General features: G+C 59.1%; 17 protein-coding genes. 9 read left to right on the plus strand and 8 right to left on the minus strand.

Features of this window, described 5'->3' with window-relative positions:
- The 5 genes from atpD to VGL70_23695 form a co-directional block, all read left to right on the plus strand.
- Positions 1-984 (plus strand): F0F1 ATP synthase subunit beta (atpD, locus tag VGL70_23675; protein ID HEY3306532.1); only part of this gene is annotated, 984 nt, incomplete at its 5' end.
- A 9-nt stretch (positions 985-993) separates the two neighbouring features.
- Complete coding sequence (locus tag VGL70_23680; protein ID HEY3306533.1) at positions 994-1,410, plus strand: F0F1 ATP synthase subunit epsilon; 417 nt, start codon at positions 994-996, stop codon at positions 1,408-1,410.
- A 23-nt stretch (positions 1,411-1,433) separates the two neighbouring features.
- Positions 1,434-2,564 (plus strand): cupin domain-containing protein, encoded by a 1,131-nt coding sequence (locus tag VGL70_23685; protein ID HEY3306534.1) that lies wholly within the window; start codon positions 1,434-1,436, stop codon positions 2,562-2,564.
- A 245-nt stretch (positions 2,565-2,809) separates the two neighbouring features.
- Complete coding sequence (locus VGL70_23690; GenBank protein ID HEY3306535.1) at positions 2,810-4,318, plus strand: ethanolamine ammonia-lyase reactivating factor EutA; 1,509 nt, start codon at positions 2,810-2,812, stop codon at positions 4,316-4,318.
- A gap of 20 nt (positions 4,319-4,338) precedes the next feature.
- The gene (locus VGL70_23695; protein ID HEY3306536.1) at positions 4,339-5,472 is read left to right on the plus strand and encodes a cupin domain-containing protein; all 1,134 of its coding nucleotides are present in this window, start codon (positions 4,339-4,341) and stop codon (positions 5,470-5,472) included.
- A 20-nt stretch (positions 5,473-5,492) separates the two neighbouring features.
- On the opposite strand, the gene VGL70_23700 is transcribed toward VGL70_23695, so the two are convergent.
- Complete coding sequence (locus tag VGL70_23700; protein ID HEY3306537.1) at positions 5,493-6,404, minus strand: LLM class flavin-dependent oxidoreductase; 912 nt, start codon at positions 6,402-6,404, stop codon at positions 5,493-5,495.
- 216 nt (positions 6,405-6,620) lie between these two features.
- Here VGL70_23700 and VGL70_23705 point away from each other — a divergent pair, with 216 nt between their 5' ends.
- From VGL70_23705 to VGL70_23720, 4 genes are all read left to right on the plus strand, one after another.
- Entirely contained in the window at positions 6,621-6,845 is a 225-nt protein-coding gene (locus tag VGL70_23705) for a hypothetical protein (protein HEY3306538.1), read from the plus strand.
- A 163-nt stretch (positions 6,846-7,008) separates the two neighbouring features.
- The gene (locus VGL70_23710; protein ID HEY3306539.1) at positions 7,009-7,746 is read left to right on the plus strand and encodes a VTT domain-containing protein; all 738 of its coding nucleotides are present in this window, start codon (positions 7,009-7,011) and stop codon (positions 7,744-7,746) included.
- Complete coding sequence (locus VGL70_23715; protein ID HEY3306540.1) at positions 7,746-8,105, plus strand: hypothetical protein; 360 nt, start codon at positions 7,746-7,748, stop codon at positions 8,103-8,105. Before VGL70_23710 ends, VGL70_23715 begins: the two co-directional genes overlap by 1 nt.
- A 53-nt stretch (positions 8,106-8,158) precedes the next feature.
- Positions 8,159-8,995, plus strand: a complete 837-nt coding sequence (locus VGL70_23720) for a hypothetical protein (GenBank protein ID HEY3306541.1) — start codon at positions 8,159-8,161, stop codon at positions 8,993-8,995.
- Between the two features lie 20 nt (positions 8,996-9,015).
- On the opposite strand, the gene aroQ is transcribed toward VGL70_23720, so the two are convergent.
- The 7 genes from aroQ to VGL70_23755 form a co-directional block, all read right to left on the minus strand.
- Positions 9,016-9,474 carry a type II 3-dehydroquinate dehydratase gene (gene aroQ, locus VGL70_23725; GenBank protein HEY3306542.1) on the minus strand — a complete coding sequence of 153 codons (459 nt, stop codon included), beginning with the start codon at positions 9,472-9,474 and terminating at the stop codon, positions 9,016-9,018.
- Positions 9,474-9,953: a tetratricopeptide repeat protein gene (locus VGL70_23730; protein HEY3306543.1), complete on the minus strand. Its 480-nt coding sequence runs from the start codon at positions 9,951-9,953 to the stop codon at positions 9,474-9,476. Before VGL70_23730 ends, aroQ begins: the two co-directional genes overlap by 1 nt.
- A 50-nt stretch (positions 9,954-10,003) precedes the next feature.
- Positions 10,004-11,089: a 3-dehydroquinate synthase gene (gene aroB / locus VGL70_23735; GenBank protein HEY3306544.1), complete on the minus strand. Its 1,086-nt coding sequence runs from the start codon at positions 11,087-11,089 to the stop codon at positions 10,004-10,006.
- Position 11,090: 1 nt separating this feature from the next.
- Positions 11,091-11,639 (minus strand): shikimate kinase, encoded by a 549-nt coding sequence (locus tag VGL70_23740; GenBank protein HEY3306545.1) that lies wholly within the window; start codon positions 11,637-11,639, stop codon positions 11,091-11,093.
- Positions 11,640-11,642: 3 nt separating this feature from the next.
- Positions 11,643-12,839 (minus strand): chorismate synthase, encoded by a 1,197-nt coding sequence (aroC, locus tag VGL70_23745; GenBank protein HEY3306546.1) that lies wholly within the window; start codon positions 12,837-12,839, stop codon positions 11,643-11,645.
- A gap of 102 nt (positions 12,840-12,941) precedes the next feature.
- Positions 12,942-14,903 carry a secretin and TonB N-terminal domain-containing protein gene (locus VGL70_23750; protein ID HEY3306547.1) on the minus strand — a complete coding sequence of 654 codons (1,962 nt, stop codon included), beginning with the start codon at positions 14,901-14,903 and terminating at the stop codon, positions 12,942-12,944.
- A 22-nt stretch (positions 14,904-14,925) separates the two neighbouring features.
- A complete protein-coding gene (locus tag VGL70_23755; GenBank protein HEY3306548.1) occupies positions 14,926-15,534 on the minus strand; it encodes a pilus assembly protein PilP in 609 nt (202 codons plus the stop codon).
- Position 15,535: the final 1 nt, after the last annotated feature.

Raw genomic sequence — 15,535 nt, forward strand, 5'->3', positions numbered from 1 at the left:
GCGCCGTACGCCCGCGGCGGGAAGATCGGGCTCTTCGGCGGCGCGGGCGTCGGCAAGACCGTTATCTTGATGGAGCTGATCAACAACGTTGCCATGAAGCACGGCGGCTATTCGGTCTTCGGCGGCGTCGGCGAGCGGACGCGCGAGGGCAACGATCTCTGGCTCGAAATGAAAGAGTCCGGCGTCATCAACAAGGCGTCGCTCGTCTACGGCCAGATGAACGAGCCGCCCGGCGCGCGCGCCCGCGTCGCGCTGACGGCGTTGACCCTGGCGGAGTACTTCCGCGACGACGAAGGGCGTGACGTGCTGCTCTTCATCGACAACATCTTCCGTTTCACCCAGGCGAATTCCGAAGTTTCCACCTTGCTCGGCCGCATGCCCTCGGCCGTCGGCTATCAGCCGACGCTCTCCACCGACCTGGGCGAGCTGCAAGAGCGGATCACCTCCACGCGCAAAGGATCGATTACTTCCGTGCAGGCGATCTACGTTCCCGCCGACGACTTGACCGATCCGGCGCCGGCGACAACCTTCGCCCATCTCGACGCGACCACGGTTCTTTCGCGCCAGATCGCCGAGCTGGGAATCTATCCGGCGGTGGACCCGCTGGACTCGACTTCCCGCATTCTCGACCCGCACGTCGTCGGCGCGGAGCATTACGACGTCGCGCGCCAGGTGCAGGTGATCCTCCAGCGCTACAAAGACTTGCAGGATATCATCGCGATCTTAGGCATGGACGAGCTTTCCGAAGACGACAAGCTCACGGTCGCGCGCGCGCGCAAGATCCAGCGCTTTTTGTCTCAGCCGTTCCACGTGGCCGAGCAATTCACCGGAACTCCGGGCGCGTACGTCGAGTTGAAGGACACGATCCGGGGGTTTAAAGAAGTCGTGGACGGCAAGCACGACGACATCCCGGAGCAGGCCTTCTACATGGTCGGCACGATCGAGCAGGCGGTCGAGAAGGCCAAGAAAATGGCGTCGTCCTAAACGAAGAGCATGGCCGATAAAATCAGACTCCGATTGGTGACCCCAAGCCGTTTGCTCCTCGACGAGGAAGTTGACGAGGCCACCGCGCCCGGCGTGTTGGGAGAGTTCGGCGTCCTGCCCAATCATATTGCTTTTCTGACGCTGCTGGCTCCGGGGGAGATGAGCTACAAGCAAGGCGCCCGGCGGACGCGCCTCGCCATAGGCGGCGGTTATGCGGAAGTTTTGCACAACGTCATGACGGTGCTGGCCGATGCCGCCGAGTTTGCCGATGAGATCGACGTCGAACGCGCGCAGAGAGCGAAAGAGCAGGCCGAGCGAAAAGTAGCCGCGCTGAATCCCGAAGATCGCGATTTCGCCGTTGCCGACGCCGCGCTCAAGCGCGCTCTGGTGCGGCTCCAGGTGGCAAGTCGAGAGGCGAGAAGGTAGAATCGGGAGAAGAGGACTATTTTATGGCAAAACCCGCGTTCAAGCCTCAGCGCCAGATGTGGAGCAAGGTCTTCACCTACGACTACTGGATGGAGTCGGTCGGCATTCCCATTCACAAAGGGTTTTATGTCCAGGACTTAAGAACCATCGAACTTGGCTGGTGGGAAGAGCGCAAGTGCCAGAGCGCGTTCATCCAACTGGTCGGCCAGGAGGGCGTCACCTCGGCGCGGGTGACGGAGGTCCCGCCGGGCGAAACTCTGCCGCCGCTCAAGTTCGCGCTCGACGAAGTCGTTTACGTGGTCTCGGGCCGGGGGCTGACCAATATCTGGTACGATACCAGCGCAAAAAAAGGTTTCGAATGGCAGCAGCACAGCATGTTTCTGATTCCCCACGGCTGCCACCACCAGCTCAGCAACATGCAGGGCGACAAGCCGGTCCGGCTGCTCCACTACAGTTACCTCCCGCTCGCGCTTTCGGCGGTGCCCGATCCAGAATTTTTCATCAACAACCCGTACCAGAGCCCGGACGATCTGGCGGAGCACGAGGGCTATTACTCCGAGGCCAAGGCGGTGCATCTGCCCGCGGACGCGGATCCCAAGGGGCGGACCGTTTACTGGTACGGCAACTTTTTTCCCGACATGAAGGCCTGGGAGAAGCTCGACGCCAACGAGCGCCGCGGCGCCGGCGGCAAGAGCGTCTATATCTTGTTTCCCAACTGCGAGGTCTTCGCACACATGTCGGTCTTCGCGTCGCGCACGTATAAAAAAGCGCACCGGCACGGCCCGGGGCGGGTGATCGTCATTCCCGCCGGCGAGGGTTATTCGATCATGTGGGAAGAAGGCAAGGAAAAAGTCGTCGTGCCCTGGCGCGAGTGCAGCATGTTCGTCCCGCCCAACAAATGGTTCCACCAGCACTTCAACGCCGGCGCGACCCCCGCGCGCTATTTGGCGCTCCATTCGCCGATGCAGTTTTATGGCCACGCTGAGAAGCTCGAGGACCGGGCCAAAGATCAGATCGAATACCCGGATGAGGATCCGTTCGTGCGCAAGAAATTCGAGGAAGAGCTGGCCAAGAGAGGCCTCACGTCGCTCATGCCCGCCGAGGCCTACAAGAACAGGGACTTCGAATGGTCCAAGGCCATGGGCAAGGAATAACAGGCCGGCCAAACCAGGAGCCTCTCTCCAGTCCGATGCGATACAACAGCGCTACGCTCGCCGACGCAATTACGGCTTCTTTGAGGTATGCTTGGTGCTCTTCGTCCTACAACACATCGGTCCTTCGAGAGACTCCCTGCCCGGCCGGTGCGACGGTCACACTCGACCCGCCTCGCCGGACTTTTTTAACCGCCTGAACAGAGTTAACGTTTGAAGCTGTAAATCTTCTCGCGTAAGGTAATTTCATGCACGACCTCGACGAAGACCACGAACATTTCGAAGTTCCGCCGGACGCCATCATCGAAGACATCGAAGGGCTGGAGATGTTCACGCTCAAGAGCGTGGGCATCGATGTCGGCTCTTCGACTTCCCACCTGGTTTTTTCCCAATTGACCTTGCGCCGCGAAGGCGCGTCGCTCTCGGGGAAATTCAGAGTCACGGAGAGAAAAGTTTTGTTTCGCTCCGACATCATGCTGACGCCTTATCTCTCGGGCACGGTGATCGACATCGAGAAGATCAAGCGCTTCATCGAGGAGGCCTACAGGCAGGCCAAGCTCAGTCCGGAAGAGATCGACACCGGCGCGGTCATCATCACCGGCGAGGCGCTGAAAAAAGAGAACGCCCAGCCGATCGTGGAGTACTTCGCCAAGTATTCGGGGAAATTCATCTGCGCGGCGGCGGGGCATAATCACGAGGCGCTGCTCGCCGCCTACGGCTGCGGCGCGGTCGAGCTGTCGAAGGCCGAGCACAAGACGGTGCTCAACGTGGACATGGGCGGCGGCACGACGAAATTCTCCCTGGTCGAGAACGGCGCGGTGACGCAGACCGCGTCGGTCAACGTCGGCGCGCGTCTGATCGCATTCGACGACAACGATGTCGTGACGCGCATCGAAGACGCGGGAAAAATTCTCATGGGCCAGCTCGGCCATACGGTCGAGCTGGGAAAGAAAATAAGCAAGAAACAAAAAGAGGAGTTCGCCGCGTTGATGGCGAAGGTTCTCTTCGAGCTGATCGAGCGCGAGCCGTCTTCGCTGCTCGCCAAGCGGCTCATGGTGACGCCGCCGTTTACCCATTACCGCGGCTTCGATCAGATCGACACGATCGTCTTCTCCGGCGGCGTGTCCGAGCACGTGTACGACCGCGACCGGAACTCTTACGGCGACGTCGGCCCGCTCTTGGGGAAATGCGTGCGCGACTATCTCAAGAAAATTCCCAGGAAGGACGTTCTGCGGGAGCCGATCGAAGGCATCCGCGCGACGGTGATCGGCGCCGGAGAGTACACGGTCCAGGCCAGCGGTAACACGAGCTACATCTCGGACCCTGCGGTCTTGCCGGTTTTCGCCTTGAAGGTGGTGCGGGCGGCGTTAAAAAAAGGCCGGCCCGTGCTCGAGGCTTTGCGGCAGTCGCTCGCCAAATTCGATCTCACCTCCTGGCGTTCCGGACTCGCGCTGTCCTTGTCTCTGGAAGGAGATTTGGACTACAAGTCCATACGAGGGATCGCCGAAGGCATTGCCGCAATCTGCAAAAGCAAGGACGGCCAGAACCCGCTTTATCTCGCGCTCGATCTCGACGTGGCCAAGTCGCTCGGCGCCATTTTAAAAGAAGAGCTTAAGCTCGATCGGGAGATCATCGCGATCGACGGCATCGAGGTGGGAGATCTGGATTATATCGATATCGGCGAGCCGATGGGAATCACCGAAGTCATTCCCGTCACCGTCAAGTCGCTCATGTTCCCCGGAACCAAGCTGAATTAAGACCCTTTAAGGAGACCGACATGGCCAAGGCCCCGTTCAAGCCGCAACGCCAGATGTGGAGCAAAAAATTCACTTACGATTTCTGGATGGAATCGACCGGCGTCCCGATCATCACGGGATTTTTTATCGACGATCTTAGAACCGCCAAGCTCGGCTGGTGGGCGGAGCGCCGGTTGCAGACGGCTTTCATCCAGTTGATGGGCCAGGAGGGCGTCAGCTCGACGCGCCTCAGCGAGATTCCGCCGGGCGAAACGAGCAAGCCGCTCAAGTTTTCTCTCGACGAAGTCGTCTACGTCATCGCGGGGCGGGGTCTCACGACCGTCTGGTACGACGGCAGCAGCGCCAAGAAGAGCTTCGAGTGGCAGCAGCACAGCATGTTTTTGATTCCCCACGGCGCGCACCATACCTTCAGCAACATGCAGGGCGACAAGCCGGTCCGGCTCCTGCACTACAGCTATCTTCCCTTAGCTTTGTCCGCCGTTCCCGATCCCGACTACTTCTTCAACAACCCGCGCGCGTCGGGCGACGAGCTGGCGGAGCAGGAGGAGTATTACTCCGAGGCCAAACTGGTTCAGGCGGCCGAGGTGGACGAGGCTTTAGGGCTCCGCGTTTTCTGGTACGGCAATTTTTTTCCGGACATGAAGGCCTGGACCAAGCTCGACGCCAACGAGCGCAGAGGCGCCGGAGGTAAGAGCGTCTACATCCAGTTTCCCAACTCCGAAGTTTCGGCGCACATGTCGGTCTTCGCGCCGCTGACCTATAAAAAAGCCCATCGCCACGGACCCGGCCGCGCGATCGTGATTCCCGCGGGTGAAGGCTACTCGATCATGTGGGAGGAAGGCAAAGAGAAGATCGTCTGCCCGTGGCACGAGTGCAGCATGCTGGTGCCGCCCAACAAGTGGTTCCACCAGCATTTCAACGCCGGCGGAGGGCCGGCGCGCTATCTCGCGCTCCATCCACCGATGCAGTTCCACGGCCACGCGGAAAAGATCGAAGACCGCGCCAAGGACCAGATCGAATATACGGATGAAGATCCGTTCATCCGGAAGAAGTTCGAAGAAGAGCTGGCCAAGCGCGGCGTTAAGTCGATCATGCCGGACGAGGCCTATACCAACCGCGACTACGAATGGTCGAAGAGCATGGGTAAGCAATAAGTCGAATCTGCTCTGCTTGATTATCTTTGATTCAAAAACGGCAGGACTTTTTCTCCCAGCAGATCGAGTTGCTGAACCTCCGGGACGACGGCGCCCAGGATAAGAGTTTCTATGCCCTGGGAAAAAGCCGCGCGGATTTTCGCGGCGCATTCTTGAGGCGATCCGACGACGAAGGTCTTTTCGATGTCGAGTCTGACTTTACCGTAATAGCGGTTGAGATAGGCGGCGCAAGCTTCGACCGCTTTGGTTTTGTCGTCGTCGATGGCCATAAAGGTGAGACCCGCCTTGGCGATCCGGCTCGGGTCGCGCCCGGCGGCTAGAGCAAAGCCCGCGATCTTTTCCCACAGCGCGGAAAACTCCGGGACCGCCGAGCTGCCGCAGATATAGCCGTCCGCCAGGCGGGCGGCGCGCTTGAGCGCAGACTCGGCGTTTCCGCCCATCCAGATAGGTGGGTGCGGCGCCTGGATCGGACGCGGGCCGATGGTGAGATTCTCAACCTGGTAGAATTTTCCTCTGTGAGTCACGCCCTCCTCCGTCCAGAGCCTTGCCATCAATCCCACAAGCTCTTCCGCGCGGCTGCCTCTGTGCTCGAAGGGAATGCCGACAGAGGCGAAGTCGTTTTCTCGGCTGCCGAACCCAATCCCCAAGGTCACCCTCCCCGAGGAGAGAAAATCCAGAGTCGCCACGGTTTTTGCCAGCAAAGCGGGATGTCGGAGGGCCGCCAGCAGCACGGAGGTGCCGAGTCTGATCTTCGAGGTTACCGCCGCCGCTGCGGCAAGGACCGTGAGCGGTTCGAGGTTGTCATAAACGATCCTATCAAGCACCCAGAGAGAATGAAGTCCCATTTCCTCGCACTTCTTGGCGGCCACGGTCACATAGAGCGGAGTGATCAGCGGCGACGGATTGACCAGGCAGACGCCGATATTGGCCATGGTTTCGCTCCTTTGCCGTCATCCAATCACAGTCGGGGATGCTAATGCAAAACCACTCGGCAATCCATGTGCTTTTTTTCCTTGACAAGCAAGAGGGCTTTTACTAAAACTTGCATCAATCAAAATGCCCCTTCTTGGCCAATTAATCCCCGATTGGCAACTACGAGAGTGGGGGCAAATCTACGACGGTAGGGGCGAAGGGAAAGGAGGGTTGTTATGAAAAGCCGTGGATTTCTCTGGCTCGTCGCGGTCCTGATCGGATCGTCTCTGGCCTTCTCTCCGATGATCTCTTCTCCGGTGATGGCCCAAGAGAAGAAAGAAGAGAAGAAGGAGGAGAAGAAGGAGGAGAAGAAGAAGGAAGAGAAAAAGAAGGAAGAGAAAAAGAAGGCCGAGAAGAAGGGTGAAGAGAAGAAAGAAGAGAAGAAGGAAGAGAAAAAGTAACCTTTCTCTAAGGCCTTACCGAGATCAGCATCGGCCTATAAAGCCGGGCAGGATTACATCTTGCCCGGCTTTTTTTGCGCCTCCGGTTTGTCGCGCTGCGTTTCAGAGCCCGCGCAGCACGGCTCGTTTTTACCCCTGATTGTTGCTACTATGAACCTCGTCCATGAGTTCACAGCAACGCCAGCTTCTCGTTCGCGGAGCTATCTTCGCCCTGCTCGTCGTTCTGATTTTCGTTTTGAGCAAATACGGCCCGCAACCGTTTACCGCCCTGAGCCCGCTATGGGAGGAACTGGAGGATCTCCAGGCATCCCAGGAACGCAAAGAACAAATCACGATGTTTCTCGCTTCTTTCGGACCTTATTCCTCCGCCGTCTTCGTGCTGCTGCAGGCGCTCCAGGTCGTGATCTCGCCCATTCCCGGCGAGTTGACGGGCGTGGCTGGCGGCTATGTTTACGGCCAGGGCTACGGTTTTATCCTTTCGACGCTTGGATTGACTCTCGGCTCGTGGGTGGCTTTCGAGCTCTCAAGCATCCTCGGCCGGCCCTTTGTGGAAAAACTCTTCAAGAAAGATTTGCTCCATAAATTCGATTTTCTCACCACCAACACGGGCGCGACGATCTCTTTCCTGCTTTTTCTGATCCCCGGATTTCCCAAAGACCTTCTGTGCTACATTCTCGGTCTGAGCCGCATGGGGCTCAGAACTTTTCTTATCGTTTCGGCCGTCGGCCGCATCCCGGGAACTTATTTACTCACCATGCAAGGCGCCAGCGTCCGTAACGAAGACTACTGGACGACGGTCATTTTAGCCGTCATCTCCGCCGCCCTGCTGTTTGCCGCCTATATTTACCGCGCCCGTCTGTTTCATTGGATCAAAAATAGACATGGTCAGGTTGAGGGATAATGGCCGGATCGATAGACATGCTTTTATTGATTTTGCCACTCCTGGCGGTTCCCGGCGCGAGCGCGCTCTCTGCTGAGCCGAAGCAGATCGAGCTGGCGCAAATGACCCCGCTCACTTTCAACGCCTGGCGCCCTTATAAAAATCCCGACCAGCTCGTTCAAGTCGGAATGAACAAGGGTCAGGTGCTGGCGATCGCCGGCAAGCCCGACTATGAAGAGTCCTACTATCAGGGACCGCGCGGCCAGTGGTCGCGGGTATCCGATTGGTATTACATAAAAACCGGCCTGAACAAGGAGACCGCGTTGTTGAAGTTTGTCGGCGATACATTGGTCAACATTTCCGTCACACCCGTCCAGTGATCTCATGGAGCCACCATTTGCCGCTATTCCGAGCTTCGTGTATATTGTTTCATATGTCCCGGCGAATCGGACTGACCGTTCTTCTGATAACGGTTATTTTATCCTACCCCGCAATCCTGCCGGCCCAGTATACCCTGGTGCTTAAAAACGGCCGGCGCATCACCGTCCAGTCCTATAGAGAAGAGGGCCAATCAATCAGGATTTACGGCATTGGCGGCGAGATCGGAATACCGCGCGCTGAAGTTCAGTCGATCCTCAGAGCGGGGGAAGAGGGGCGGGGTCTGGACCTTCGCGGCATCGAGGGGATAGAGGGCGAAGTCAGCCGACCCGAAGGTCAAGAACCGAGGCCGGAAGGGGCGGGCGCTGCGGCGGCTCCCGCGGAAGCAACGCCCGACCAGAGGGCCAAAGAGGAAGAGGACTACAGAAAAAGAATCGAAGAGGTCACGGCGGAGCTCAATTCGGTCAAGGACCGGTATATTGCCGAAACACGGGCAAGCAGCTCGCGCGATCCGATGCTGCTCGAGACCGACGAGGCGATTCGGGCGCGCAACGAAGACTTGAACTCGCGGCTGAAGGATTTGCAGCACAATCCCGAACCGCCCAGCGATGCCGGCCCGGTGAGGTTATCGGTTCCTTCGCCTTTTACCGGACAACCGACGGGCAAGGCGGAGATTCGTCCCGGCGAAGGATTAAACACAGCCGGCATTCCCATTTACACTCCGCCGGTCACGTCGCCCGCAGTGCGGCCCCCGCCCCCGGCTTACAGCGAGCGAGAGAAAGAACTCAGCGATTTGCGCAGTCGAATGAACCAGCTCGTGAAAGAGCGCGAGAGACTGATCGAAGAGATGAAGCAGAAAAACTTCGATACCGGCCTTCCCTCTGTAGAATAGAGCCGGCATCGGGTCGCCAATTATTTTTCGTTACCCCGCCCTGAAAGGATAACCGCCGCACGCAAACCCAGCAGGTAGCTGTTCACGCCGAAGCCCGCGATCTGACCGACGACGGCCTCGGCGATGAGCGAGCGCTTGCGAAACTCCTCGCGCTTGTAGATGTTCGATAAGTGCACTTCCACCGCCGGGATGCCGGCGGCCGTCAGCGCGTCTCTTAAGGCTACGCTCGAATGCGTGTAGGCGGCCGCGTTGACCACGAGGGCGGAAAATTCTTCGGGCGCTTTTTGAATCCAATCGACCAGCTCGCCCTCGCTGTTCGATTGACGCATCTCGACCTCGACGCCGAGTTTGCGCGCGAGCACCGCGATCTTCCGATTGATCTGGTCGAGGCTCAGCCGGCCGTAGATCTCCGGCTGCCGCTTGCCGAGAATATTCAGATTGGGCCCGTGAAGGATGAGGATTTTTTTCTTTTTTGCCATTACGACCCTCGTTGACGCTGCTTGAGCCAGTGATCGCAGGCTTCAAGCTCCTGTGCCGCTCTTTCCCTTGTCGCCCCGCGCGAGCCTTCCTGCTCGACCGTCGTCTTCAATCGGGCGACCTCGTCGCGCCATTCGCTCTCCTCGGGAGCGGCCTCGCAGAGCCGGCGATAAACCTCCAACGCCTCCAGGAAATAGCCTTGTTGGGTGAGCAATCTCGCCATGCTCTCGGTGGCGAAGGCCGGAGCGCTCGAGGATTGCTCGCCGACGCCAACCCGCTCGATGGCCGCAACCAGGGACTGCAACGGCTCATTCCCTACCAGCCGACCCAGATTATTCAGCCCCTCAATGGCCTGACCCGTGCGGCCCAATTCATAGAGAACTCGGCTTCTGAGCAACAGCGCGCGCGGATGATCCGGACTCTTCCGCAAAAAGCGCTCCACAACTTCGAGCGCCTCGTGAAGACGCCCCTGGCGGCGCATGGACTCGGTCTCCTCAACGAGGTCCGGCAAATTAGGACTTGGGCCCATGCTCAATTCGTTTTCCGCGCCAGCGCCGCGGCGATCTCCGACGGCGAAAGCGAATGAAACCTGGTCTTGCCGATGCCCTCGCAGAGAACGAACTTGATCTTGCCCTCGGCCGATTTCTTGTCCATCTCCAAGCGTTGGATCAACTCTCGCGGCTCAACGCCGGCCGGGATTTCAGTCGGCAAGCCGGCCTCCGAGATGAGCCGGCGAATGCGCTCGAAGCTCTCCCGATCGCAGCAGCCCTGGCGCACGGAGATGGCCGCGGCCTGGATCATGCCGATCGCCACCGCCTCGCCGTGAAAAAATTCGCGATAGCCGGTGAGGGATTCCAGCGCGTGTCCGACGGTGTGGCCGAAATTCAACACCGCGCGAACATCGCTCTCGCGCTCGTCCTTCTCGACGACGTTGGCCTTGATCGCGCACGAAGCCGCGACGACTTCAGTAAGCGGCGCCATCTTTAAGCCTAATAAATTTTCCAGCTCGGCTTCGAGCATGGCAAAGAGACCCGGATCGGCGATGATGCCGTACTTGATCACTTCGGCGAGGCCAGCGGCCAACTCTCTCCGGGGCAAAGAGCGCAGGACGGCCACGTCGATGAGCACGAGCCGCGGCTGATAAAACGCGCCGATCAAATTTTTTCCCTCCCGATGATTGACTCCGGTCTTGCCGCCGATGCTCGAATCGACTTGAGCCAGCAGAGTGGTCGGCACCTGAACGTATGGGATGCCGCGAAGAAAAGTGGCGGCCGCAAAGCCGGTCATGTCGCCGACGACGCCGCCTCCCAAGGCCAGCAAAGAAGAGCCGCGCTCGAATCTTTCGCTCACGAGCCGGTCGTAAATCTCGGCTACCGATTCGAGGTTCTTCCGTTCCTCTCCTTCGGGCAGAGAAACGACGGCGACCTCAAAGCCGGCCTGACGAAGCGAATCCTCGACCGGCTTGAGATAAAGCCCGGCCACTTTCACGTCCGTGATGATGCCGACTTTCTTTCCTAATCCCGCCCGCTGCAAAAGATCGCCGGTTTGCCGAAGAAGATCCTCTCCGATATGGATCGGATGGGAGCGATCGCCGAGATTGACCGTCAACGTGCGCATCTCACGACCGCCTAATCTGGACCTTGCCTTGCGTAATCAGGAGTTGTGCCATGATTTTTTCCACTACGTCGTCGATAGAAAGCGCGCTGGTGTCGATCATCACGTGCGCCTGGGCGTAAAACTTTTTTCGCTGGCTCAAGAGCGACTCGATTTTACCTTTCTGGTCCTCTCCCTTGAGCAGCGGCCGTCCGCGTCCGCTGCCCGCTCTTTGCATCAACGTCCGCGGCGTCGCGCTTAAACAGACGAGCAGGCTTTTTTCTTTAAGCAGGCGGAGGTTTTCTTTATCCACGACCGCGCCGCCGCCGGTGGCGACCACCTGACCTTCCCGGCCGAGCACCTCCCTTAATTTCCGCTTCTCCAGGCCGCGAAAAAAGGCTTCGCCTTTCTGCGCGAAGATCTCCCGCACTTTCATCCCTTCGGCCTCTTCGATCATCCGGTCGAGATCGACAAAAGGCCATTCCAGCCTCAGCGCGAGCTTGCGGCCGACGACCGTTTTGCCGGCGGCCATGAACCCGGTGAGGGCGATATTTTTTGGGCCGCGGGGAAGCAAGGGTCAGAACTGCTTGATCTGCTCCAGGTAGCCTTCGTAGTTGCGCGTGATCTCGCTGAGCGAGTCGCCGCCGAATTTTTCCAGGAAGGCCACCGCAAGCTCAAAGGCCACCACCGCCTCTCCGACCACGGCGGCGGCGGGGGCGGAACAGACATCCGATCGTTCCACGGAAGCGTCCGCAGGCTGCTTCGATTTAAAATCGACGGACTGGAGCGGGCTCATCAACGTCGAGATCGGCTTCATGGCGGCGCGCACGATCAAAGGCGCGCCGTTGGACATGCCTCCTTCGGTGCCGCCGGAGTTGTTGCTGCCGCGGTAAAACCCGGTGGGAACGATTCTCGGCGTGCCCTCGCTGACCATTTTATTGGGGTCGAAGAAGATCTCGTCGTGCACCTGGGAGCCGCGGCGCCGGGCCATCTCGAAGCCGAGACCGATCTCGACTCCCTTGATCGCCTGGATGCTCATGAGGGCGCGGGCCAGGCGGCCGTCGAACTTGCGGTCCCATTGCGTGTGGCTGCCGATTCCAGGCGGCAGACCGAGGGCGACGATCTCGAAGACGCCGCCCAACGTATCCCCCTTATTCTTGCAATCGTCGATCAGGGCGATCATTTTTTCTTCGGCGTCTTTGTCGGCGACTCTTACCGGCGACTCCTCGGCGCGGGCAAATACTTCTTCATAGGTCGCGCCGTCGCTTTTCGCCTCGATATTTCCGAGCGAGCGCAGATAACCCATGACCTTGATGCCGAAAGGCGCCAGGATCTGCTTGCAGAAAGATCCGACCGCCGTGCGCGAGACGGTGTCGCGGGCGCTGGCGCGCTCGAGAACGTTGCGAATGTCGGAATGGTTGTATTTGAGAATCCCGCTGAGATCAGCGTGCCCGGGACGGGGCTTGGTGACGGCGATCTTGTCGTCGCGGTCCCCGGGCAGAGACGACATCTTCTTGGTCCAGTTCTTCCAGTCGCGATTCTCGATTCCCAGCGCCACCGGCGAGCCCAGGGTTTCGCCCCAGCGGATGCCCGAGCGAATCTCGACCTCGTCTTTCTCGATCAGCATCCTGCCGCCGCGGCCATAGCCCTGCTGCCGGCGCCAGAGGTCATGATTGATCTTGGCGACGTCGATCGGGAATCCGGCCGGCACGCCGTCGATAATCGCCGTGAGGCAGGGCCCATGCGATTCCCCCGCGGTAAAATAGCGCAGCATGGGGGTATATTACTCTATTCTGTTTTTACAGGCTAGCTGTGGGGAGAATATGAAAGAGGGCCGAAGGATGATCTCACATCCTCCAGTCCTCTTGTATAGATGTTATCCGCCTTCGGTTTGCCTCAGCCGGTCGCGCCAGAGCTCTTCCGCGCTCGGAAGATTGACGGAACCCGCGGCGATGATACGCGGCGTGATGAAGACGATGAGCTCCTCGAAGTCTTTTTGCCAACGCTGATTCTTGAACAGCCAACCGAAAACGGGAATGTCTTTGAGCCATGGGATGCCGGATTCGGAGGTTAGCTTGGTATCTTTCAAAATACCGCCGATCACGATGGTCTCGCCGTCACGAACCAAAACGTTGGAGATGGCCTCGCGGGTCAGCTCATCGAATGGAATCACGCTGCTCGCGGCGCCAGTCCCGGTAGCGACACTGGCCACGGTCGGAGACTCGGCAATCGAGCTCGACTTGACGCTGATGCTCATGAGCACGAACCCGTCGCTGGAAACCTGCGGCGTGACGCTGAGAATGACCCCGACCGGAATTTTCTCGGTGGCGGCCGCCGATCCTGCCGCCGCTCCGGTGCCGCTGGCGATATTGGTGGTGGACGAAGGCAGCGTAATTCTTAGAACTCTCAGGCTCTGAATCGTCGAGGCGACGTTGTTCAGCGTCACCACCGACGGGCGCGATATGATCCGGATGTCGCCGGATTTCTCCGCCGCGGTCAATTGGAAATCCAAGTCTCTAAAAGCGCCGAATCGATTCTGGAAAATCTTAATGAACGGAATGCCGCTCGAAGGAGTGCCGGCGGCAAAAGGGCTGTTGATCTCGGCCCCGCGCGCAAATTTGAGAGTCGTTCCCAAGGCCCGCGAAAAGCTCGGCGTGGCTTCGACCAGATTCGATTCGATCAGGACCTGAGGCGTCCGGGTATCGAGCCGGCTGGCGATCTCGTTGGCGTCCTCGATGCCCTTGCGGATGTCGCGCACCACGATCGTGTTGCTCCGGTCATCCGGAAATACGACGCCGCGAGGACTCAGCACCGGCTTGATCTTGTCTACAAGCTCTTTCACCTTGGCGTAGTTGACGTTCAAATAGGCGGTCTGAAGCGGCTCGAGATTCTCCTGCGCCTTTTGCGCCGCCGATAGCGCGTCCCTTTCCGACTTCATTTGCCCCGCGGTGGAAATCCTGACGACGTTGCCCATCTGCTCTTTGCCCAGGCCGTTCGTATCGATCAAGAGATCCATCGCCTGGTCCCATGGCACATCCACCAGCCGCACGGTGACTCTCTTTTTCACCTCGTCGGTCACCACGATATTGAGCCCGCTCACTTCGGCAAGCAGACGGAAGACATTCTTGATGTCCGCGTCTTTAAAATCAAGCGAAATTTTTTGTCCCGAATAGGTTTTGACCCCCTTGAGATCCCTGCCGGCGGCAGCAGCCTGGCCGCGCGGGACAGGCGCACCCCCCTGTGCCATGCTGATGTCGACCCGCCGTCCATTTTGGACCAAATAGACGTCCCGCTTCGCCGTGTGCTGCGGATTGACCGGGCCGATAACCAATTTCAAGCCTCCGTTCTCCGGTTCGATCACATAGACGGGCACCGTGGCCGCGGCGACCTCCATGACCACGCGTAGGTGCCCCTCGCCCGAGCTGACTCGCAACACGCTGAGCCAGTGGGTCTCGATACGAAAAGTTTCCACCTGCGGCAGTTGCTTGGCCGGGCCGAATACGTCCAGAACGATACGGGACGGCTGCGCGATTGAGAAATGGCGGTACTGATTGACGGCGTCGGAGAATTTGATCCTGACGGTGGTTTGTCCCCGCTCTTCCTGTACGGCGAGATCTTGCAGCCTGAAGGGCTGTTCTTGCAGGGAGGGTTCCTTGACTGCGGGTTGAGGGACGGCCGGCTGTCTCTGAGCCGAGTCACGTTTACCGGCGGCATCTTCCTCCATGGCCGCCGGGACGCACGCGGAGAGCGCCGCTGCCGCCGCGATCAAGACGATACCGATGAATCCATGGCCTTGGAAAAATCTTCGCACCGTCGAAAGAAAAACTCTTATCAGCATAGTCTCGACCTTTCTGCGGCGTTTACTCGGAGACGATTCGCATACTTACTTGCCGGCTTTTTCTGGCGCCGTAAAAATCGACGTAACTCTCCTCGATCACGACTTCACTGGCTTTGATCTCCTTGATCTTTCCCTCATTGGAACCGATCGCAGTGCCGACCCTTACGACGTAACCGAGACCCGCCGAATCCTCGACCATGGCGCGCGGGTCCTTGGCGTCCCACACGATTCCGACCAGTTTGAGCTGGCCCAGATCGTAGCGCTCGAGCGGCGAAAGATTTTCTCGCGACCGGCGTTTGGTCTGGGTCTTCAAAGGCAACGCCTGAAACGGATCGCGCTTTCCGGCCGAGGAATAACGCGGCGCCGATGTCGGTTCGCTCTTTTTTTCCGGCAGGTCGAGCAATTCGGCGGCCGGCGTCTTCGCTTCGCTCTCCGGGCGCTGTCCGGTCTTCCCCGTTACGGCTCCCCTAAGCGCGTCCAGATTCTTCCCGATCACTTCCGGCGCCTTTTTGAATTTATCGAGCGCCTCTCGGGTCTTCTGGGACGGCGCGTCTTTTTCATCCTGAGCCGCTCCGATCCCGGAAAGGGCGACGATGCCAGCCAAGGTCAAGGGTAACCACCAGCGGTTCATA

The sequence above is a fragment of the Candidatus Binatia bacterium genome, from assembly GCA_036504975.1.
Lineage (GTDB): Bacteria > Desulfobacterota > Binatia > UBA9968 > UBA9968 > JAJPJQ01.